The 19,984-nt window shown below is 71.8% G+C and carries 20 protein-coding genes; 11 read left to right on the top strand and 9 right to left on the bottom strand.

Annotation, left to right across the window (positions count from 1 at the left end; genetic code table 11):
* Positions 1 to 16 precede the first annotated feature (16 nt).
* From ACTIF1_RS06020 to gpmI, 7 genes are all read left to right on the top strand, one after another.
* Complete coding sequence (locus ACTIF1_RS06020) at positions 17 to 883, top strand: 2-keto-4-pentenoate hydratase (protein WP_439595480.1); 867 nt, start codon at positions 17 to 19, stop codon at positions 881 to 883.
* 4 nt (positions 884 to 887) lie between these two features.
* Entirely contained in the window at positions 888 to 1,490 is a 603-nt protein-coding gene (locus tag ACTIF1_RS06015) for a nicotinate-nucleotide adenylyltransferase (RefSeq protein ID WP_439595479.1), read from the top strand.
* 85 nt (positions 1,491 to 1,575) lie between these two features.
* A complete protein-coding gene (gene rsfS, locus ACTIF1_RS06010; RefSeq protein ID WP_439595478.1) occupies positions 1,576 to 2,991 on the top strand; it encodes a ribosome silencing factor in 1,416 nt (471 codons plus the stop codon).
* Between the two features lie 10 nt (positions 2,992 to 3,001).
* Positions 3,002 to 3,457 carry a 23S rRNA (pseudouridine(1915)-N(3))-methyltransferase RlmH gene (locus ACTIF1_RS06005; RefSeq protein WP_439595614.1) on the top strand — a complete coding sequence of 152 codons (456 nt, stop codon included), beginning with the start codon at positions 3,002 to 3,004 and terminating at the stop codon, positions 3,455 to 3,457.
* Between the two features lie 30 nt (positions 3,458 to 3,487).
* A complete protein-coding gene (locus ACTIF1_RS06000; RefSeq protein ID WP_439595477.1) occupies positions 3,488 to 4,159 on the top strand; it encodes an NnrU family protein in 672 nt (223 codons plus the stop codon).
* Positions 4,160 to 4,230: 71 nt separating this feature from the next.
* On the top strand, positions 4,231 to 5,085 hold the full coding sequence (locus tag ACTIF1_RS05995; RefSeq protein WP_439595476.1) for an ion transporter: 855 nt from the start codon (positions 4,231 to 4,233) through the stop codon (positions 5,083 to 5,085).
* Between the two features lie 77 nt (positions 5,086 to 5,162).
* Positions 5,163 to 6,689, top strand: coding sequence for a 2,3-bisphosphoglycerate-independent phosphoglycerate mutase (gene gpmI / locus ACTIF1_RS05990; RefSeq protein ID WP_439595475.1), 1,527 nt, complete (start codon positions 5,163 to 5,165; stop codon positions 6,687 to 6,689).
* A 3-nt stretch (positions 6,690 to 6,692) separates the two neighbouring features.
* Here gpmI and ACTIF1_RS05985 read toward each other — a convergent pair whose 3' ends face one another.
* Both ACTIF1_RS05985 and ACTIF1_RS05980 read right to left on the bottom strand, forming a co-directional pair.
* The gene (locus ACTIF1_RS05985) at positions 6,693 to 6,947 is read right to left on the bottom strand and encodes a chaperone modulator CbpM (protein WP_439595474.1); all 255 of its coding nucleotides are present in this window, start codon (positions 6,945 to 6,947) and stop codon (positions 6,693 to 6,695) included.
* A complete protein-coding gene (locus ACTIF1_RS05980) occupies positions 6,944 to 7,861 on the bottom strand; it encodes a DnaJ C-terminal domain-containing protein (RefSeq protein WP_439595473.1) in 918 nt (305 codons plus the stop codon). Before ACTIF1_RS05980 ends, ACTIF1_RS05985 begins: the two co-directional genes overlap by 4 nt.
* Before the next feature lie 144 nt (positions 7,862 to 8,005).
* Here ACTIF1_RS05980 and ACTIF1_RS05975 point away from each other — a divergent pair, with 144 nt between their 5' ends.
* The 4 genes from ACTIF1_RS05975 (at position 8,006) to ACTIF1_RS05960 (ending at position 12,742) form a co-directional block, all read left to right on the top strand.
* A complete protein-coding gene (locus ACTIF1_RS05975; protein WP_439595472.1) occupies positions 8,006 to 9,310 on the top strand; it encodes a murein hydrolase activator EnvC family protein in 1,305 nt (434 codons plus the stop codon).
* A gap of 193 nt (positions 9,311 to 9,503) precedes the next feature.
* Positions 9,504 to 10,883 (top strand): S41 family peptidase, encoded by a 1,380-nt coding sequence (locus tag ACTIF1_RS05970; protein WP_439595471.1) that lies wholly within the window; start codon positions 9,504 to 9,506, stop codon positions 10,881 to 10,883.
* 102 nt (positions 10,884 to 10,985) lie between these two features.
* On the top strand, positions 10,986 to 12,242 hold the full coding sequence (locus tag ACTIF1_RS05965; RefSeq protein ID WP_439595470.1) for a divergent polysaccharide deacetylase family protein: 1,257 nt from the start codon (positions 10,986 to 10,988) through the stop codon (positions 12,240 to 12,242).
* Positions 12,243 to 12,259: 17 nt separating this feature from the next.
* A complete protein-coding gene (locus ACTIF1_RS05960) occupies positions 12,260 to 12,742 on the top strand; it encodes an RNA pyrophosphohydrolase (protein ID WP_439595469.1) in 483 nt (160 codons plus the stop codon).
* A gap of 7 nt (positions 12,743 to 12,749) precedes the next feature.
* Here ACTIF1_RS05960 and ACTIF1_RS05955 read toward each other — a convergent pair whose 3' ends face one another.
* The 7 genes from ACTIF1_RS05955 to atpH form a co-directional block, all read right to left on the bottom strand.
* Complete coding sequence (locus ACTIF1_RS05955; RefSeq protein ID WP_439595468.1) at positions 12,750 to 13,889, bottom strand: endo-1,4-beta-xylanase; 1,140 nt, start codon at positions 13,887 to 13,889, stop codon at positions 12,750 to 12,752.
* Positions 13,890 to 13,891: 2 nt separating this feature from the next.
* Entirely contained in the window at positions 13,892 to 14,737 is an 846-nt protein-coding gene (locus tag ACTIF1_RS05950) for a ferritin-like domain-containing protein (protein WP_439595467.1), read from the bottom strand.
* Between the two features lie 136 nt (positions 14,738 to 14,873).
* The gene (atpC, locus tag ACTIF1_RS05945; protein WP_439595466.1) at positions 14,874 to 15,284 is read right to left on the bottom strand and encodes an ATP synthase F1 subunit epsilon; all 411 of its coding nucleotides are present in this window, start codon (positions 15,282 to 15,284) and stop codon (positions 14,874 to 14,876) included.
* A gap of 67 nt (positions 15,285 to 15,351) precedes the next feature.
* Complete coding sequence (gene atpD / locus ACTIF1_RS05940; protein ID WP_439595465.1) at positions 15,352 to 16,779, bottom strand: F0F1 ATP synthase subunit beta; 1,428 nt, start codon at positions 16,777 to 16,779, stop codon at positions 15,352 to 15,354.
* A gap of 16 nt (positions 16,780 to 16,795) precedes the next feature.
* Complete coding sequence (locus tag ACTIF1_RS05935) at positions 16,796 to 17,683, bottom strand: F0F1 ATP synthase subunit gamma (RefSeq protein ID WP_439595464.1); 888 nt, start codon at positions 17,681 to 17,683, stop codon at positions 16,796 to 16,798.
* A gap of 11 nt (positions 17,684 to 17,694) precedes the next feature.
* Positions 17,695 to 19,233, bottom strand: a complete 1,539-nt coding sequence (gene atpA / locus ACTIF1_RS05930) for a F0F1 ATP synthase subunit alpha (RefSeq protein ID WP_439595463.1) — start codon at positions 19,231 to 19,233, stop codon at positions 17,695 to 17,697.
* Positions 19,233 to 19,838 carry an ATP synthase F1 subunit delta gene (atpH, locus tag ACTIF1_RS05925; RefSeq protein ID WP_439595462.1) on the bottom strand — a complete coding sequence of 202 codons (606 nt, stop codon included), beginning with the start codon at positions 19,836 to 19,838 and terminating at the stop codon, positions 19,233 to 19,235. Before atpH ends, atpA begins: the two co-directional genes overlap by 1 nt.
* Positions 19,839 to 19,984: the final 146 nt, after the last annotated feature.

The raw sequence follows: 19,984 nt of genomic DNA, 5'->3' as shown, positions 1-19,984 counted from the left end.
GGGGGAAAGAAAAGCCATGAAGACCGCCGCCAGCGCCGCTGCCGCCCTCGCCTTGCTCGCCACGCCGCTGCCCGCCGCCGCCGCCTGCCCCGATGTGCCGGAGGTGGCGCGCCTCGCCGCCGCCATCCTGGAACGCCGCGCGGCGCCGCTGCCGCCGCCCGGCATGACGCTGGCCGATGCGACCTGCGCACGGGACCGGCTGGTGGCCGTGCTGGCGCAGCCCTGGGGCGACCGCGTCGGCTGGAAGGTGGGTCTCACCAATGCCACGGCACAGCAGCGCTTCGGCGTGCCGCATCCGGTGGCCGGCGCCATCTTCCACGGCACCATCCGCGCCCGCTCCGGCGCCGAGATTTCGGCCGGCTTCGGCATCGTCCCCTCGGTGGAGAGCGACCTGCTGGTGCGCGTGCGGGATGAGGGCGTGAACGAGGCGGGCCGCGACCCCGTGGCGCTGCTGCGCCACCTGGACGCCGTGATTCCCTTCATCGAGCTGCCGGACCTGGTGCATGGCGCCGGCACCGCATGGTCCGGCCCGCTGCTGGTCTCGATCAACGTCGGCGCCCGGCTCGGCGTGCTGGGGGAGGAGATTCCCGTGCAGGCGACGCCCGACTTCGCGGCGCGGCTGGCTTCCATGGTGGTGACGCTGACCGATGATGGGCGGGAGGTGGCGCGCGCCCCGGGCAGCGCGCTGCTCGGCCATCCGCTGGCCGCACTCGCCTGGCTGGTGGAGGATCTGCGCGCCCAGGGGCTGCGGCTGCGCGCGGGCGACTATGTCTCGCTCGGCGGCTTCTCGCCCGCCCTGCCGGCGCAGGCGGGGCACGACTATGCCGCCACCTATACCGGGCTGCTGGAGGCGCCGGTGACGGTCAGCGTGCGGATCCGATGAGGCCGTGACGCTCAACCCGCGGGGGGACCGGCGCCGCCGGCGCATCGGCCTGCTCGGCGGCAGCTTCAACCCGGCCCATGCGGGGCACCGGCATGTGGCGGAGCGGGTGCGCCGCGCGCTGCGGCTGGACGAGGTCTGGCTGATGGTCTCGCCCGGCAATCCCCTGAAGCCGGCGCGCGGCATGGCGCCGCTGGCGGCGCGGCTGGCCTCCGCCCGCGCCATCGCCGATGGGCGCCGCATCCGTGCGACGGCGATCGAGGCGGCGCTGGGCACGCGCTACACGGTGGATACGCTGCGGGCGCTGCGGCGGCGCTTTCCGCGCGCGCGCTTCGTGCTGGTGATCGGCGCCGACAACCTGTGTCAATTGCCGCGCTGGCAGGGCTGGACGGCGATCGCGGCGACCGCGCCGATCGCGGTGCTGCCGCGGCCGGGCTGGACGCGCCAGGCGCTGGCGAGCCGCGCGGCGCATCGCCTGGCACGGCACCGGCGGCGGCCCGGCGCCTTGCTGCAGGGCGAGGTGCCGGATCATGCGCCCTGGTGCTTCGTGCCGAGCGCGGAGCATCCCGCCTCCGCCACCGCAATTCGCGCCGCGACAGACGCGGCATGACGCCGCGCGTTGTGCTACAGCCCGCGTCAACTGCACTTGTCGAGAGGAGGCGGTCATCGCCCGCACACCGCAAAAGCCTGAGAAGGTGACCGAGGATTCCGTGACGCCGCGCCCCCGCGCCGTCGCCGCCCGCCAGGCCACCACCACCCGCAGCGCCGCAAAGCCGAAGGCCGCGGCCAAGCCCGCAGCAAAGCCGAAGGCTGCTGCCAAGCCCGCGGCAAAGCCGAAGGCCGCTGCCAAGCCCGCGGCAAAGCCGAAGGCCGCTGCCAAGACCGCCTCAAAGCCGAGGGCCGCCGCCAAGCCCGCGGCAAAGCCGAAGGCCGCTGCCAAGCCCGCGACAAAGCCGAAGGCCGCTGCCAAGCCCGCGGCAAAGCCGAAGGCTGCTGCCAAGACCGCGGCAAAGCCGAAGGCCGCAGCCAAGCCCGCAGGAAAGCCGAAGGCCGCCGCCAAGCCCGCGGCAAAGCCGAAGGCAGCCGCCAAGACCGCCGCCAAGCCCGCGGCAAAGCCGAAGGCCGCCGCCAAGACCGCCGCCAAGCCGAAGGCCGCTGCCAAGCCCGCGGCAAAGCCGAAGGCCGCCGCCAAGGCCCCCGCGGCGCCAAAGGCCGCTGCCAAGCCCGCGGCAAAGCCGAAGGCCGCCGCCAAGCCCGCGGCAAAGCCGAAGGCCGCCGCCAAGCCCGCCGCCAAGCCGAAGGCCGCCGCCAAGGCCCCCGCGGCGCCAAAGGCCGCTGCCAAGCGGACTTCCAAGGCCGCGCCGCTGGTCGAAGCGCCCGTCGCCGAATCGCCGAAGCCGCGCGCCACCCGCAAGGCAAAGCCCGCCGAGGCCCCCGTCGTCGCAGCGCCGGCGGAGGCGCCGCAGGCCGCCAAGCCGCGCGCCACGCGCAAGCCGAAGCCCGCCGTCGCGGAGCCCGCCCAGGCCGCCCCCGCCGAGATCGCGCCCGAGGCGCCGGCCGCAAAGCCCCGCGCCACGCGGAAGAGGAAGGCCGAGCCGCTGGTGCCGACGCCGGAGGAGCCGCCGGTCGAGCCCCCCGCCGCCCCCGCCAAGGACCCGCGCCCGGCCCGCACCACGCGCCAGAAGGTGGAGCCCGCGCTGCTCGACCGCCTGGTCGCCGCGGCGCGCGAAAGCCTGGATGCCGACAAGGCCGAGAATATCCTGGTGCTGGATGTCACCGGCCGCGCCGACTACGCCGACTACCTGGTGATCGCCACCGCCCAGGCCGACCGCCAGATGCAGGCCATGGCCCAGCATCTGGAGGAGGCCTTCGAGAAGGAAGGCCTGAAGCTGCGCCGCGATGCCACCCAGGCCTCGCCGGACTGGGTGCTGATCGATGCCGGCGACCTCGTCATCCACCTCTTCAAGCCGGAGGCCCGCACGCTCTACGGCCTGGAGCGGATGTGGGGCCCGGACAGCCCCGCCGCCGCCGCGGAGGAGGAGGACCGCACGCCCCTGCCCGACGATGGCAGCGTGCCGGAGCCGGGCATAGAGGACGACGACGACGTCTAGAGGCGCTCGCCTGATCGCCATCGGCCGGATGAAGCCGGGGCCGGAACGCGCGCTGTTCGAGCAGCACGCGGCCCGGCTGCGGCCCGGCCTGGTGGTGACGGAGCTGCCGGAGGCGCAGGGCGGCAACCCTGCCGAGATCCGGCGACGGGAAGGTGCGGCCCTGCTCGCCGCCCTGCCCGACCCGGCCTTCGTCGTGGCGATGGATCTCGGCGGCAAGGCGCCGACCACGGAACAGCTCGCGGCGCTGGTCACCCGTTGGGACGAGGCGGCCCAGAACGTCTGCTACCTGATCGGCGGGACGGAGGGGCTGGACCCCGCGGTGCTGGAGCGCGCCGACCACCGGCTCTCGCTCGGCCCGCTCACCTGGCCGCATTTCCTGGTGCGCGGGCTGCTGGCCGAACAATTGTTCCGCGTGCAGGCGATCCGCACCAACCATCCCTATCACCGGGCCTGGCGTCCTGCTTGACTGCCCCGGCCATCGCCGGAGTGCCGCCTCATGACCCTGCTGATCCTCGCCGCCCTGCTCTGGATTTTCGTGCATGTCGGCATTTCGGGCACCGCGCTGCGGGCCCGGGTGATCGGCGCGGTGGGCGAGAAGGCCTTCATGATCGGCTTCTCCCTCGCCTCCGTCGTCTCCATCGCGCTCCTGGTGCTGGCCTGGCGGGCGGCGCCGACCACCCAGGTCTGGTTCGCCGGGCCCGGGCTGCGCTGGGCACTGGCCGCGCTGATGCTGCCCACGCTGGTGCTGTTCATGACCAGCCATAAGCGCAACCCGACCGCCGTCGGCGGCAAGGGACTCGCGGAGGAGCCGCGCGGCATCCAGCGCGTCACCCGCCACCCCATGCTCTGGTCCTTCGCCCTCTGGGCCGGCATCCACATCCTCGGCAATGGGGATACCGCCTCCCTCGTCTTCTTCGGCGCCTTCCTGGTGACGGCCCTGGCCGGCATGCCCTCGATCGACGCCAAGCTGGCGGCGCGGCATCCGGAGGCCTGGCCCGGCTTTGCCGCGCGCACCAGCATCATCCCCTTCGCGGCCATCGCCGCCGGCCGCAACCGGCTGGCACTCGGGGAAATCGGGCTGATGCCGCCGCTGGTGGGGCTGCTGCTCTGGGCGCTGCTGCTGCATTTCCACCGCCATATCTTCGGCGTGCCGGCCCTGCTGATGTAATCGTTGCGGGGGCTTGAAGGCGAAGCCGGGAAGCGCCATTCCCTCCGCGCCGCCCACGGGAAGCCCATCAGATGCAGGAAGTCCTCACCACCGCCGATGCCGCGGAGACGCCGCGCGCGCGCGCCGCACGGCTGATCCTCTCGCCCCTGTTCCAGCGGGTGGTGGTGGGGCTGATCGTGCTGAATGCCGTGACCCTCGGCCTCGAGACCTCCAATGGCATCATGGAGCAGTGGGGCGGGCTGCTGCATGCGGTGGATACCGGCCTGCTCTACATCTTCACCGCGGAAATCGCCTTCCGCATCTACGCCTTCCGCGGCCGCTTCTTCCGCGACCCCTGGGGCATCTTCGACATCCTGGTGGTGGCCATCGCCTGGGCGCCCACCACCGGCGCGCTGTCTGTCCTGCGGGCCTTGCGCGTGCTGCGGGTGCTGCGGCTGATCAGCACCGTGCCTTCGCTGCGCAATGTGGTGGAGGCGATGCTGGCGGCGCTGCCGGGCATGGGCAGCATCGTGCTGCTGATGCTGCTGATCTTCTATGTCTTCGCGGTGATGTCGGTGAAGCTGTTCGGGGAGGCGATGCCCGAGCAGTTCGACAGCCTGGGCGCCGCCTTCTTCACCCTGTTCCAGCTGATGACGCTGGATGACTGGGCGAATATCGTGAAGCCGGCGATGGAGGCGGAGCCCTATGCGCTGGTCTTCTTCCTGCCCTTCATCCTGATCGCGACCTTCGTCGTGCTGAACCTGTTCATCGGCGTCATCGTGGAATCCATCCAGACGCTGCGCGAGCAGCGCGAGAGCGCCGATGTGGCCGCGACCCAGGCGGCCACCGATGCGGCGCGCAGCGCGGCGCATCTGGACAGCCAGATGCTGCTGGCCGAGATCCGCGCCCTGCGGGCGGAGATGGAGGCGCTGCGCGCCTCACGCTGACGCCAGGGCCGCCCCCGTTCATTTCCCCGGACTCTTGCTGTAGAGCCAGCGCATCCGCCGCGCAGGATTTTTGCCCGATGACCGCACCCGCCCGCCGCCCCGTGATGCTCGCGATCCTCGATGGCTGGGGATGGCGGGAGGAGGTGGCGGACAATGCGGTGCTGCAGGCGCGGACGCCCAACTTCGATGCGCTGTGGGAGGCCGGGCCGCGCGCCTTCCTGCGCACCTCCGGCCTCGATGTCGGGCTGCCGGCGGGGCAGATGGGCAATTCGGAGGTGGGGCACCTGAACATCGGCGCCGGTCGCGTGGTGATGCAGGACCTGGTGCGGATCGATGCCGCCGTGGCCGATGGCAGCATCGGCACCCTGCCCGCCTTCACCCGGCTGGTGGCGGCACTGAAGGCCTCGGGCGGCGTGCTGCACCTGATGGGGCTGCTGTCCGAGGGCGGCGTGCACAGCCACCAGGCGCATGCCCTGGCGCTGGCCCAGGCGGCATCGGAGGCCGGCCTGACCGTGCTGGTGCATGGCTGGACCGATGGCCGCGACACGGCGCCGACCTCCGCCCCCGAATTCGTCCAGAAATTTGAGGCGGCGCTGCCGCCGGGCGCGCGCATCGCGACGCTCTGCGGCCGCTACTTCGCCATGGACCGCGACAATCGCTGGGAACGCGTGCAGCAGGCGCATGACGTGATGGTGCTGGCGAAGGGCACCCGCTTCGCCACCGCGCAGGCGGCGATCGCCGCCGCCCATGCCGCCGGCAAGACCGATGAATTCCTCCCGGCCAGCGTCATCGGCGACTTCGCCTGCATGAACCACGGCGACGGGCTGCTCTGCTTCAACTACCGCGCCGACCGGGTGCGGGAGATCATGGCCTCCCTCGTCGATCCCGGCTTTTCCGGCTTTGCGGCCGACCCCACCATCCGCTTCGCCGCCACCGCGAGCATGACCGAATACAGCAGCCAGCTGGCGCCCTTCCTGCCCGCGCTCTTCCCGCCGCAATCCATGCAGGACATCCTCGCCCAGGTCGTCTCCGCCGCCGGCCTCACGCAGCTGCACATGGCCGAGACGGAGAAGTATCCGCACGTCACCTATTTCCTGAATGGCGGGGAGGAGATCGCCTATCCGGGCGAGGACCGGATCATGGTCGCCTCCCCCAAGGTCGCCACCTACGACCTGCAACCCGAGATGTCCGCGCCCGAATTGACGGACAAATGCGTCGCGGCGATCGATTCGAAGAAATACGACCTGATCGTGCTGAACTTCGCCAATGCCGACATGGTGGGCCATACCGGCAGCCTGGCCGCGGCGACCCTGGCCTGCGAGGCGGTGGATACGGGCCTCGGCCGCATCGCGGAGGCCATCCGCGCCGCCGGCGGCTGCCTGCTGGTCACCGCCGACCACGGCAATGCGGAGCTGATGCGCGACCCGGTGACCGGCGGCCCGCATACCGCGCATACCACCAACCCGGTGCCGGTGCTGCTGATGAATGCGCCGGCGGGCGCGAAGCTGGCGGATGGCCGGCTGGCCGATATCGCGCCGACCCTGCTCGCGCTGCTCGGCGTGGCGCAGCCCGCGGCGATGACGGGGCAGTCCCTGCTGCGGTAGCGGTCAGGTCTCGCCCAGGCGGCGGCGCAGCGCGTAGATCTGGTCGAGCAGCGACAGCACCAGGGCCAGCGCCTCCTCCTCCAGCGCCAGGGTCTCGCGCAGGTCCAGGATCAGGCGCACCCGCGCCACGTCGATCTCCTGGAAGACCAGCGTCTCGCCCTCGGCATCGGCGCGGAGCAGGCCGGCGCCGATCCAGCCGCGCAGCTCCTCCGGCTCCAGGCCCTCGAAGCGGGCGCAGAGAAGCTCCAGCGTCATCATGACGCGCCATCCATGGCGCCCCGCGGGTCGAAGGGCCTTTGGGGCATCCAGTCGCGCACAAAGGCCTCCAGCGCGGCGTCGGGCGGGCCGAGCATCACGCGAAGCGTCAGCAGCAGGTCGCCGGCCGGGCGGCTGCCCTCCGCCGCCACGCCCTTGCCGCGCAGCCGGATCACGCGGCCGGTATCGCTGCCGGCGGGCAGGGTGACGCGCAGCGGGCCGGCCGGGGCGGGCACCGTCACCGGCCCGCCCAGCACCGCCTCCTTCAAGGTCACGGGCAGGTCCAGGTGGATGTCGAGACCCTCGCGCCGGAACAGCGGATGGTCCTGCACCTCCAGCTCGATCACGGCATGGCCGGCCGGGCCGCCATTGCGGCCAGGGCCGCCCTGGCCGCGCAGGCGCAGCGACTGGCCGCTGACCACGCCGGGCGGGATCTTCACGCTGAGCTGCTTGCCATCCGGCAGCACCAGCTTCTCCGTCGCCCCCAGCACGGCGGAGAGGAAGGGCACGCTGAGCCGATAGGACACATCCCGCCCCGGCCGCGGCGCCGTCTCCGCCGCCCGCTGCCGGGCAAACAGGTCGGCGAAGACATCCTCGAAATCCGCCGTTCCGGCATGGGGGTCGTAGCGGCCACCCCCCGGCGCCTCCGCATGGCGCCGCCAGCCGCCGGCCGGGCGGGGCGGCGGCATCTCCTGCCCCTCGGCATCGATCTCGCCGCGGTCATAGCGCGCCCGGCGCTCGGGGTCGGACAGCAGGTCATGCGCGGCGGAGGCCGCCTTGAAGCGCGCCTCGGCCTCCGGCTTGCCGGGGTTCAGGTCCGGATGGTTCTGGCGCGCCAGCTTGCGATAGGCCTTCTTGATGGCCTCCGGCGTCGCGTCCCGGGCCACCCCGAGGACCTTGTAGGGATCTTCCGCCATGGGCGACCTCGTTCGGGGCCTGATGCCCCTGATGGTCCAGACATGGCGCGGGCGGGTGGCGGAGCCAATGCGCGCTTCGCCCCGGGGCCCGCAAAACTTGTCCCGGTGCGTCAGGGGGGTCTATGCAGCCCGGGGGTGCAGGGCTTGGTCGGTTCGCAGGATGGCAGGAAGGCAGGGCTGGGCGCGACGCGCCTGATGCTGCTGCTCGGGCTGCTGCTGCCGCCCCAGCTTTCCCTCGCCCAGCCCACCCTCCGCGACCTGCGCGCGGCCGAACAGGCGGCCGAGGACCGCCGCCGCGCCGCCGAAGAGGCCGCCGAACGCGCCCGGTCCCTGGCGGAGGAGGAGGTGGCGCTGGCCGCCCGGCGCGTCGAACTCGCCGCCCTCGCCCAGGCGGCGGAGGCCGAGGTGGCGGAGGTGGCCACGCGGCTGGAAGCCGCCCGCGCCGCCGGCGCCCGCGCCGCCCGGCAGATCGCCGACCGCGCCACCGCCATGCGGCCGCTGCTGCCGGTGATGCTGCGACTGTCGCTCTATCCGGCGGAGACGGTGCTGGCGATTCCCGGGGAGCCGGAGGATGCGCTGCGCGGCGCCCTGGTGCTGCGCGGCCTGATCCGCCGGCTGGAGGAGGAAGCGACCGCGCTGCGGGAGGCGCAGACCGCGGCGCAGGAGGCCGAGTGGCTCGCCGCCCGCGAGGCCCTGGCGCTGGAAGCCGCCGAGCGCGCGGCGCGGGAGGCGGTGGCGGGGCTGGAGGCGGAGCTGGCCGTGGCGCGCAGCCGCCGTGGCGAGGCGGATGCGGCGGAGGAACGCGCCGCCAGCCAGGCCGCCGCCGCTGCCGCGCGAGCCGGCGATCTCGCGGATGTGCTCGCCCGCCTGCAGCGGGAGCGGGAGCGGCGGGAGGTCGCGGCGCGGGCCAGCGCGGCAGCGCGCGCCGCCGAACAGGAACGCCAGGCGGCGGAGCGGGCGCGAGTCGCGGCGGAGGAAGCGCGGGAGGCGCGGCTGGCGGAGGCGGCCCGGCAGGGGGCCGAGCCGGCCGCGACTCGGGCGCCACAGCGCCAGGCGGCGGTGCCCGTGCCCTCCGGCGGCCGGGCCCTGCCGGTGGCGGGGCGGATCACCACCGCATGGGGGGAGGCCGCGCCGGGCGGCCCGCATCGGGGCCTGACCTATGCCGCAGCCGGCGGCGCGCGGGTGGTGGCGCCCTGCAATGGCCGCGCCGTCTATGCCGCGCCTTTCCGCTCCTTCGGGCTGTTGTTGATTGTGGATTGCGGAGGGGGATACCATTTCGTGCTGGCCGGGATGGACCGGCTCGACGCCTCGGCCGGGCAGCGGCTGCTGGCGGGTGAGCCGATCGGCATTCTCGGCGGCACTGGCGCTTCCGGCGGTTCCCTTTATGTGGAGTTGCGCCGCAATGGGCAGCCGGTCGATCCGCGCCCGTGGTTTGCGGCGCGGGGGTAACCTCCGGGTCATCTCCCGGGGGCATGTTGGTCAGGTCGGCGGCCGCGGGGCCGCGACCCAAGGATCGGGTGGTCGCATGAGCGACGTGTCTGGGCACGAGGATGGTGGGCCGCAGGGCAGGATGCCGGGCACGGGACCTGCCGTGGGACCTGTGGTGACAGCGGCGCCCGCATCGCGGCGACGGCGGCTGGGCATGGCGGGCGCCGTGGGCGCGGCCTTCCTGGCCGGCGCGGTGGTCGGCCCCATGGTGGCGATCCCCGGCATCCAGGCCTGGGCGCAGGAAGGCGGGCGGGCGGAGACCTATCGCCTGCTGAACCTCTTCGGCGATGTCTTCGAGCGGATCCGCGCCGAATACGTGGAGCCGGTGACCGACCGCGATGTCATCGAGAATGCCATCAACGGCATGCTGCAGGGCCTCGACCCCCACTCCTCCTACATGAACCCGCGCAGCTTCCGGGACATGCAGGTGCAGACCCGCGGCGAATTCGGCGGCCTCGGCATCGAGGTGACGCAGGAAAACGGCTATGTGAAGGTGATCTCCCCGATCGACGACACGCCGGCCTCCCGCGCCGGGGTCAAGCCGGGCGACCTCATCACCCATTTGAACGGCCAGTCCACCCAGGGCCTGTCGCTGCAGGATGCGGTGGAGCAGATGCGCGGTGAGCGCGGCAGCTCCATCCGCCTGACCATCCGGCGCGAGGGTGAGAGCCGGCCGGTGGAAATCTCCCTGACCCGGGACGTGATCCGCCCGCAGGTGGCGCGCTTCCGGCTGGAAGGCAACGACATCGCCTATATCCGCCTGTCATCCTTCAACGAGCAGACCGAATCCGCGCTGCGCCGCGCCATGACCACCATGCGCGGCCAGGCCGGCAGCAATCTGCGCGGCCTGGTGCTGGACCTGCGGAACAATCCCGGCGGCCTGCTGGACCAGGCGGTGCAGGTGACGGACGACTTCCTCGACCAGGGCGAGATCGTCTCGACGCGCGCGCGCCGGCCGGAGGATGCGCAGCGTTGGAACGCGCGGCCGGGCGATATCGCCCAGGGCCTGCCGATCGTGGTGCTGGTGAATTCCGGATCGGCCAGCGCGTCCGAGATCGTCGCCGGCGCACTGCAGGACCACCGCCGCGCCATCGTCATGGGCGTGAAATCCTTCGGCAAGGGCAGCGTGCAGACCGTCATGCCCATCCCGGGCAATGGCGCCATCCGCCTGACCACGGCGCGCTATTACACCCCCTCCGGCCGCTCCATCCAGGCGACGGGCATCGAGCCGGATATCGAGGTGCTGGCCAGCCGGCCCGACCCCAATGCCCCGAACCGGGACCGGGAGGCCGATCTGCGCCGGTCGCTGCGCAACGACAATGGCGAGCGGACGACGGAAACGGCCCCCGCCCCGCCGCTGCCGCCGCTGAACCTGCCGGCCGGGGTGTTGGACCGTGTGGTGCGGCAGCCGGCCGAGGGCGCGCCCGCCTTCGATCCGACCAAGCCGGAGACCGACCACCAGCTGCAGCAGGCCGTCCAGCTGCTGCGCGCCATGGCCGCAGCCCCCGCGCCGCAGCGCCGCGCCCAGCGGTGATCGCTTGCGGCGCCACCGTCCGGTGACCATCCCGGCGAGCCGCGGACCTGCACGCCGCGCCAGGCATGAGGTCGCGGCACAACGGGCCGCGCCGCCGCGCCGGTGAGGCTGCGCCTGTCACGGCGCGGGCTTGCCCTGTTCTGGGCGGCGCTGCTGCTGGTCCTGGGGATCGGCGCGGGCACCCTGCAATGGCTGGGCGCGCCCGAGGCACCCGGGCCGGTGGCAGAGGCGACGCCGCCGCCGCAGACGGAGGCTCCCGCCGCACCGCCGGCAGAGGCGACGCCTGCGCCGCAGGCCGAGGCGTCCGGCCTGCCCGCCCCGCCGCCCCCCGCCACCGCGGCCGAGGCCCCCCGGCGCGAACCGCCGCCGCCGGCCACTGCGGCACCCGCCGCGCCCGCCACTGCGGCGCCCGCCGCGCCCGCCACGGCGGAGCCTGCCGCCAGCCCGGCGCCGGCCGCCATGCCCGTGGCACTGCCGGCCGCGCCCGCGCCGCCGCCCCTGGCCCAGGCCCCCGCCGCCGCCCGGCCCGCGATGGCGGATCCCGTGATCCCCGACCCCGACCCGCAGATGCTGGAGCGATCCCGGTATGGGCTGGTGCCGAAGATCGGGCCGGAGGGCCGCACCTCCATCCGCGCCTATGCCCGCCCCTTCGACCGGGAAGGGGACCGGCGGCCGCGCATCGGGCTGATCATCGGCAATGTCGGGCTCTTCGCCCAGCATTCGGAGGAAGCGATTCGCCGCCTGCCCGGCACCGTGACGCTGGCCTTCAGCCCCTATGCGCTGCGCCCCGCGCCGCTGCTGGAACGCGCCCGCGCAAGGGGGATGGAGGTGCTGGTGGCCCTGCCGCTGGAGCCCGCGGGCTTCGGCCAGGACGCCGACCCGGGCGACCGCGCCCTGCTGACCGGGCTTTCGGCCGATGAGAACCTCGAACGGCTGGACTGGGCGCTGTCCCGCATCCAGGGCCAGGTCGGCGCCATCGGCGCGCTGGGCCGGCTGCGCGGGGAGCGTTTCGCCGCCAATGCGGACCTGCTGGGCACCATCCAGGCGGCGCTGACCACGCGCGGCCTGCTCTATATCGACCCCCGCCCCGGCGCCCCCACCCCCGCCCGCGCCTTCGGCCGCACCGTGGACCTGGTGCTGGACGAACCTTCCGAGACCCGCAGCGAGGTCGAGCGCCGGCTGCTGGAGCTGGAGGCGCTGGCCCGCCAGCACGGCTCCGCGCTCGGCCTGCTCGGCAATCCGGCCCCCTTCTTCACCGCCGCGATCCTCGCCTGGTCGGCGGGGCTGGAGGAGCGCGGCGCGGTGCTGGCGCCGGTCACCGTGCTGCTGCGCCGCCCCGGCTCGCAGCCGACCCGCTGAGCGGCTACAAGCCGGGCATGACCCTGCTGCCCTATCGCGCCAATGTCGGCGCGCTGCTGTTCAACCCCGCCGGCCAGGTGCTGGTGGCCCGCCGCGCCGACATGCCGAATGCGGAGGGCGCGGCCGGGGGCTGGCAGCTGCCGCAGGGCGGCGTCGATCCCGGCGAGGATCTGCGCATCGCCGTGCTGCGCGAACTGGCCGAGGAGATCGGCACCGACCGCGCCGAGATCATCGCCGAGCATCCGGACTGGCTGAGCTACGACTTCCCGCCGGAGCTGCAGGCCATGCGGATCGCCCAGAAATATCGCGGCCAGCGCCAGAAGTGGTTCGCGCTGCGCTTCACCGGGGTGGATGCCGATATCCGCCTGGATGCCGACCCGCACCCCGAATTCGATGCCTGGCGCTGGGCCGCGCTGGCGGAACTGCCGGGCCTGGCCGTGAGCTTCAAGCGGCCGATCTATGAGGAGCTGGTGCGCGAATTCGCCCGATTCGGGGCGTAGCGCGGCCTCAACCCGGCGGCTGCCCCAGGAAGGCGCGGGCCAGGGCGCGCCACATCTGCTTGCGGTTCAGTTCCCAGTCATAGGGCAGGCCGCGATGCACATCGCCCGGGTCCAGCGCCACCGTCGCCTCCCGGTGCAGCCAGGACCAGCGATCGCTGATGCCCCAGGTCAGCAGGGTGCGTGCGCCGCCCTCGAAGGCGGCGGAGGCGAAGGCGTGCACGCGCTGCGCCACCGCGGCATCACGCGCCACGAAATCACCGGCCGGCGGCTTCACCTCCCGCACATCCAGCTCCGTGATCAGCACCTGCAGGCCGAGCGCGCGGATCTCCCGCACGAAGGCGGTGAAGAGGGCCGGGTTGAAAGCCTCCCGCATCTGCAGATGCGCCTGGATGCCCACCGCATCCAGCGGCACGTTCTGCGCGCGCAGGCCGCGGAGCAGGCGCAGCAGGCGGCGGCGCTTTTCCTCCGCCTGGGGGCTGTCCGCCTCCACGCCATAGTCGTTCAGCGTCAGCCGCAGCGTCAGGTCGCGCTGGCGGGCGGCGCGGAAGGCCATGGGGATATAGTCGGGGCCGAAGGCGCGCAGCCAGGGCGTGTCGCGCAGGTCGCCGGCATTGCCGGCCGGCTCCGGCACGTCGCTGCCGGGCGGATTGGCGATCGGCTCGTTCACCACATCCCAGTCGCGGATCTGGGCGCGGGTATGCGCCAGGACGCGGTCGAAATGCGCCTCCATCACCCGCTGGGCCCGGCTGCGGCCTTCGGCGAGCGCCGGCGGCACCCAGTCCGGCAGGCTGTTGTGCCAGATCAGGGCATGGCCGCGCACCGGCTTGCGGAAGTGCTGGGCCCAGCGCAGCAGGGCGTCCAGCGGCGCGGTGTCGAAGCGGCCTTCCTCGGGCTGCAGCGTGGCGAATTTCGCCTCGTATTCGGGCACCAGCAGCCCGGCCTCCTGGGCGACCAGCGCGGCGAATTCCGGCTCATCCGCCAGGAGCTCGGCGGTGACGGCGCAGCCATAGGTGAAGCCGCGGGACTGGGCGATCTCGAACAGCGGGCGGTCCGGGGCGCTGGCCGGGGTGAAGCTCTGCCCCAGGGCCGCGCGGCCCAGCAGCGGCGAAAGCAGCAGGGGACCGAGCGCCCGCCGGGCCAGGGCCAAGGTCAGGCCGCCGCGGCGAGGGGAGCGGGCTTGCGCAGTGCCGCGGCGTAGCGGTCCCGGCGCCAGGTCAGCAGGCGCCAGGCGCCCTTGGCTGCGAGGGCGGAGAGGCGACCGCGCGGCTGCAGCCCGATCGACTTGAAGACCATGCCCATGCCCCGCTCGATATGCCGGTAGCGATAGTAGTTCATCGCGCGGCCCATATAGCCGGCGATGCAGCGATCATGGTCGTAGGGTGTATCGGTATCCTCGTTGCCGCAATGGAAGGCGAAGGCGAGCTCGTCATCCTCGCTTTCGCCGATACGGCCGGCGGCCACCTTCAGGCGGCGGGGGAAGGACAGGTTCTCCCGCGCCAGGTAGCGGCGCATATGGTCGTAGAACAGCTTGAAGTGGCGGTATTCATCGGCCGCGATCAGGCGGCAGACCTCCTTCAGCACCGGCTCCTCGGTCGCCTCGCCCAGCGCCGTGTAGTAGCTGCTGGTGCCGGTCTCCACCATGCAGCGGGCGATCAGCTCCCCGGTGCGGGAGCCACGGATGGAGGCATCGGCCTTCACGTCGATCTTGTAGCCGGCGCGGTAGCGGGCGAAGGCCTGTTCGAAATCCCAGCCCGGATCGGCCAGCATGGCCCATTTGCCTAGCGCATCGCCGTGCTGGACCTCCTCCTCCGCCCAATGGCCGGCGGCCTGGTGGAAGTCCGGATCGTCATGGAAGACGGATTGCAGATAGAGCGCATAGTCGTCGCCATTGCGCTCGACCATGGCCGCGGCCTTCACCAACGGAATGATCTCGGGGTCGAGCCGGCTGGGATCGAAGCTGTCCCAGGCCACCTGGTCGATACGCCAGTGCTTCATCCTGCATCCCGCCCAGCCGCCCCGCGCGATCCGCACCACGCGGCGGCGCGACCCGTGCCGGCAAGGTGGCCGGCAGCAGGCAGCATTAATGTTCTGTGGCGGGGCGCCGAATTCAAGCGGCTATGGCGCCTGAAGGTCAGGCGGCCTCGGCGGCCTGGACCATGGCGCGGGCGGAGAGCAGGCGGGCCATGCTGGCCTCGCGCTTTTCCGGCGCATCCATCGCCGCGGCGGCATAGGCGGCCTCGGCGTCGCGCATCCGCGCCTCGGCGGCGGCCTTGGAGAGCTGGCCGACCGGCGTCGCCTCATCCGCCAGAACCGTGCAGCGTTCCGGCGTCACCTCGGCGAAGCCGCCGGCGACGAAGAGACGCTCCGTCACCTGGCCGCCCTCGGTCACCGCGATGACGCCGCCGCGCAGGGTGACGATCATCGGCGCATGGCCGGCCAGCACGCCCATCTCGCCCTCGACGGCGGGCAGCACGGCCATGTCCACCGCGCGGCTGAGCAGCAGCTTTTCCGGGGAGACGAGTTCAAGCTGGAAGGTGGCCATGGGGAAACCTGTCCTCAATCTGTCGATGGCCGGCGGGGGCAGGCGCCTCCGCCGGCAGGCCGCTCAATCAGGCGGCGGCCTTCAGGCTCTCGCCCTTCTTCACGGCGTCCTCGATCGTGCCGACCATGTAGAAGGCGGCTTCCGGCAGGTGGTCGTATTCGCCGGCGCAGATCGCGCCGAAGGAGCGCACCGTGTCCTCCAGCTTCACGAAGACGCCCGGGGAGCCGGTGAAGACTTCCGCGACGTGGAAGGGCTGGGACAGGAAGCGCTGCAGCTTGCGGGCGCGGGCCACGATCAGCTTGTCCTCCTCGGACAGCTCATCCATGCCCAGGATGGCGATGATGTCCTGCAGGGACTTGTAGGTCTGCAGGATGCGCTGCACCTCGCGCGCCACGCGATAATGCTCCTCGCCCACGATGCGGGGGTCGAGCGCGCGGCTGGTGCTGTCCAGCGGGTCCACGGCCGGGAAGATGCCGAGCTCGGCGATCGAGCGGTTCAGCACGGTCGTGGCGTCGAGGTGGGCGAAGGAGGTGGCCGGCGCCGGGTCGGTCAGGTCGTCCGCCGGCACGTAGATGGCCTGCACCGAGGTGATGGAGCCCTTCTTCGTGCTGGTGATTCGCTCCTGCAGCGCACCCATGTCGGTGGCCAGGGTCGGCTGATAGCCCACCGCGGAGGGGATGCGGCCCAGCAGCGCGGACACCTCGGCACCCGCCTGGGTGAAGCGGAAGATGTTGTCGATGAAGAAGAGCACGTCCTGGCCCTGCTCATCGCGGAAGTATTCCGCCATGGACAGGCCGGACAGCGCGACGCGGGCGCGGGCGCCCGGCGGCTCGTTCATCTGGCCATAGACCAGCGCCACCTTGGAGCCTTCGGTATTGCCCTCGTTCAGCTTGATGACGCCCGCATCCACCATCTCGTGGTAGAGGTCGTTGCCTTCGCGGGTGCGCTCGCCGACGCCGGCGAAGACCGACACGCCGCCGTGGCCCTTGGCGATGTTGTTGATCAGCTCCTGGATGGTCACGGTCTTGCCCACGCCGGCGCCGCCGAAGAGGCCGATCTTGCCGCCCTTCAGGTAGGGGGCCAGCAGGTCCACCACCTTGATGCCCGTCACCAGGATCTCGGCCGAGGTCGCCTGCTCCTCGAAGGAGGGCGCGGCACGGTGGATGGTATAGGACTTCTGGGCACCGACCGGGCCCCGCTCGTCGATCGGCTCGCCGATCACGTTCAGGATGCGGCCCAGGGTCTCCGGCCCGACGGGCACGGAAATGCCGGCGCCGGTGTCCACCACCTCGGTGCCGCGGACCAGGCCGTCCGTGGTGTCCATGGCGATGGTGCGGACGGTGCGCTCGCCCAGGTGCTGCGCGACCTCGAGGACCAGGGTGCGGTCCTCGATCTTCACGGTCAGCGCGTTCAGGATGGCAGGCAGCTCGGCCGGGAACTGCACGTCCACGACGGCGCCCAGAACCTGCGAAACCTTGCCGACGTTGTTCTTCATCGTGCCAATTCCCTGGTCAGACAGCTTCAGCACCGGAGATGATCTCGATCAGCTCCCGGGTGATGTTGGCCTGTCGCGTGCGGTTGTAGTTCAGCGTGAGCTTGTTGATCATCTCGCCGGCATTGCGCGTGGCATTGTCCATCGCGGTCATCTGGCTGCCGAAGAAGCCAGCGGCGTTCTCCAGCATGGCGCGATAGACCTGGATCGCCAGGTTCTGCGGCAGCAGCGTCGCGAGGATTTCCTCCTCGTTCGGCTCGTATTCGTACAGCGCCTGGGCGCCGGTCGCGGCTTCCGTGACGCTGCCCTCGGGCACCACCGCCGGGATCATCTGCTGGGCCGTCGGCACCTGGCTGATGACGCTGCGGAAGCGGTTGTAGATCAGCGTGCAGACATCGTATTCGCCGGCATCCAGCATGGCGGTGATGCGGGCGGCGATGTCCTGCGCATCGGCGAATTCGACGCGCTTCTTGCCGGCCAGGGAGATCTCCCCGGCGATGCGGCTGGCGAATTCGCGCTTCAGATAGGCGGCGCCCTTGCGGCCCACCGCCAGCACCTTCACGGTCTTGCCCGCCGCCTCCAGCTCCCGGATCCGGGTGCGGGCGAAGCGGCCGACATTGGTGTTGAAGGCGCCGGCCAGGCCGCGGTCACCGGTGACCACGACCAGCAGATGTACCTGGTCCGAACCGCTGCCGACCAGCAGCTTCGGCGCGTCCGGGCTGCCGGCGACCGAGGCGCCGAGCGAGGCCAGCATGCGCTCCATGCGTTCCGCATAGGGGCGCGCGGCCTCCGCCTGCGACTGGGCACGGCGCAGCTTCGCGGCCGCGACCATCTTCATCGCCTGCGTGATCTTGCGCGTGCTCTTCACCGAGGTGATGCGCGCGCGAAGTGCCTTGAGGCTGGCCATTGCGCTCTATCTCAGCCGAAGGACTTGGCGAAGCTGTCGAGGAAGGCGATCAGCTTGGACTCGGTCTCCTTCTTGATCTCGCGGTCCGTGCGGATCGAGGCCAGGATTTCCGGGGACTGCGCCTTCAGGCCGGACAGCAGCTGCCGCTCGAACTCGCCGACCTTGTTCAGCGGGACCTTGTCCAGGTAGCCGCGGGTGCCGGCGAAGATCGCCACCACCTGCTCCTCGACCGGAACCGGCTTGTACTGCGGCTGCTTCAGCAGCTCCGTCAGCCGCGCGCCGCGGGCCAGCAGGGCCTGGGTCGTGGCATCGAGGTCGGAGGCGAACTGCGCGAAGGCCGCCATCTCGCGGTACTGCGCCAGGTCCAGCTTGATCTTGCCGGCCACCTGCTTCATCGCCTTGATCTGCGCGGCCGAGCCGACGCGGGAGACGCTGAGGCCGACGTTCACGGCGGGGCGGATGCCCTTGAAGAACAGTTCCGTCTCCAGGAAGATCTGCCCGTCCGTGATCGAGATCACATTGGTCGGGATATAGGCGGAGACGTCGCCGGCCTGCGTCTCGATGACCGGCAGCGCGGTCAGCGAACCGGCGCCGAAGTCGTCGTTCATCTTGGCCGCACGCTCGAGCAGGCGGCTATGCAGGTAGAAGACGTCGCCCGGATAGGCCTCGCGGCCCGGCGGGCGGCGCAGCAGCAGCGACATCTGGCGATAGGCGACGGCCTGCTTCGACAGGTCATCGTAGAAGATGACCGCATGCATGGCATTGTCGCGGAAATACTCGCCCAGCGTGCAGCCGGTGTAGGGCGCCAGGAACTGCATCGGCGCCGGGTCGGAGGCCGTCGCGGCGACGACGATGGAGTACTCCATCGCGCCGTTCTCTTCCAGCGTCTTCACCAGCTGGGCGACGGTGGAGCGCTTCTGGCCGATGGCGACGTAGATGCAGAACAGCTTCTTGCTGTCATCGGCGCCGGCGGCGTCGTTGGCCACCTTCTGGTTGATGATGGTGTCCAGGATGACGGCGGTCTTGCCGGTCTGGCGGTCGCCGATGATCAGCTCGCGCTGGCCGCGGCCGATCGGGATCAGGGCGTCGATCGCCTTGATGCCGGTCTGCATCGGCTCATGCACGGACTTGCGCGGAATGATGCCCGGCGCCTTGACCTCGACGCGCATGCGCTTCTCGATCTGGATCGGCCCCTTGCCGTCGATCGGGTTGCCCAGCGCGTCGACGACGCGGCCGAGAAAACCCTTGCCGACGCCGACGTCCACGATCTCGCCGGTGCGGGAGACGGTGTCGCCTTCCTTCACGCCCTTGTCGTCGCCGAAGATCACGACGCCGACATTGTCGGTCTCGAGGTTCAGCGCCATGCCCTTGATGCCGGCGCCCGGGAACTCGACGAGCTCACCGGCCATGACGTTCTGCAGGCCGAAGACGCGGGCGATGCCGTCGCCCACGGTCAGCACGGTGCCGACCTCGGCGACATTGGCTTCGGCGTCGAAGCCGGAGATCTGAGCCTTCAGGATCTCCGAGATTTCGGCAGGACGGATATCCATCAGGCGGCCCCCTTCATGGCGTACTGCAGGCGCTGCAGCTTGGACTTGAGAGAATTGTCATAGAGGCGCGAGCCGATGCGGACGACGAGGCCACCCAGCAGGGTCGGGTCCACGTTTTCCTTCAGCTGCACGCCGGAATAGCCGGCCTCCGTCAGCCGCGCGACGATCTGCGAGCGCTGCGTGTCGGTCAGGCCATGGGCGGTGGAGACGGTGGCGATCTGCTGGCCGCGGCGGGCGGAGAGCAGGGCGCCGAAGCTGGCGGCGACCGCCGGCAGGGCGGCGAGGCGCCGGTTGACGATCATCACGCCCAGCAGGTTGCGGACCTCGGTGCCGATCCCGGCCCGCTCCAGCACCGCGAAGATGGCGCGCTTCTGTTCGGCGGCATCGAGGCGCGGATCGGCGACGAAGGCGCGGAAGCCCGCATCCCCCTGCCACAGCCCGAACACGCGCTCGAGATCGGCCGCGATGCGGTCTGCCGCGCCCGGTTCGGTCGCGCGCAGGTCGTCGACGATGCCGAGCAGCGCGAGCGCATAGCGCTCCGACAGCCCGGTGGGGTTCGGGGCCTGGGTGGAGGCCGAGCTTACGGTGGTCGCTTCGGAGGCCAAGGGGATCCCGGTCCTGTCTCTGGTCGGAGCGTGAAGTGCGGCACGCGGGTCCGGGGGGCAGATGTGACCGCCCCCTTTATGCGGCGGCGGCGCCTTAGCATGCGTATTGCGTTGCGGCAACACATGTCACGCGCCGAGACGGCTTC

This window comes from Falsiroseomonas sp. (assembly GCF_051860665.1).
In the GTDB taxonomy this organism is placed as follows: domain Bacteria; phylum Pseudomonadota; class Alphaproteobacteria; order Acetobacterales; family Acetobacteraceae; genus Falsiroseomonas.
Note: the sequence above shows the minus strand (reverse complement) of the source record. Positions and strands in the feature narration are given on the sequence as shown.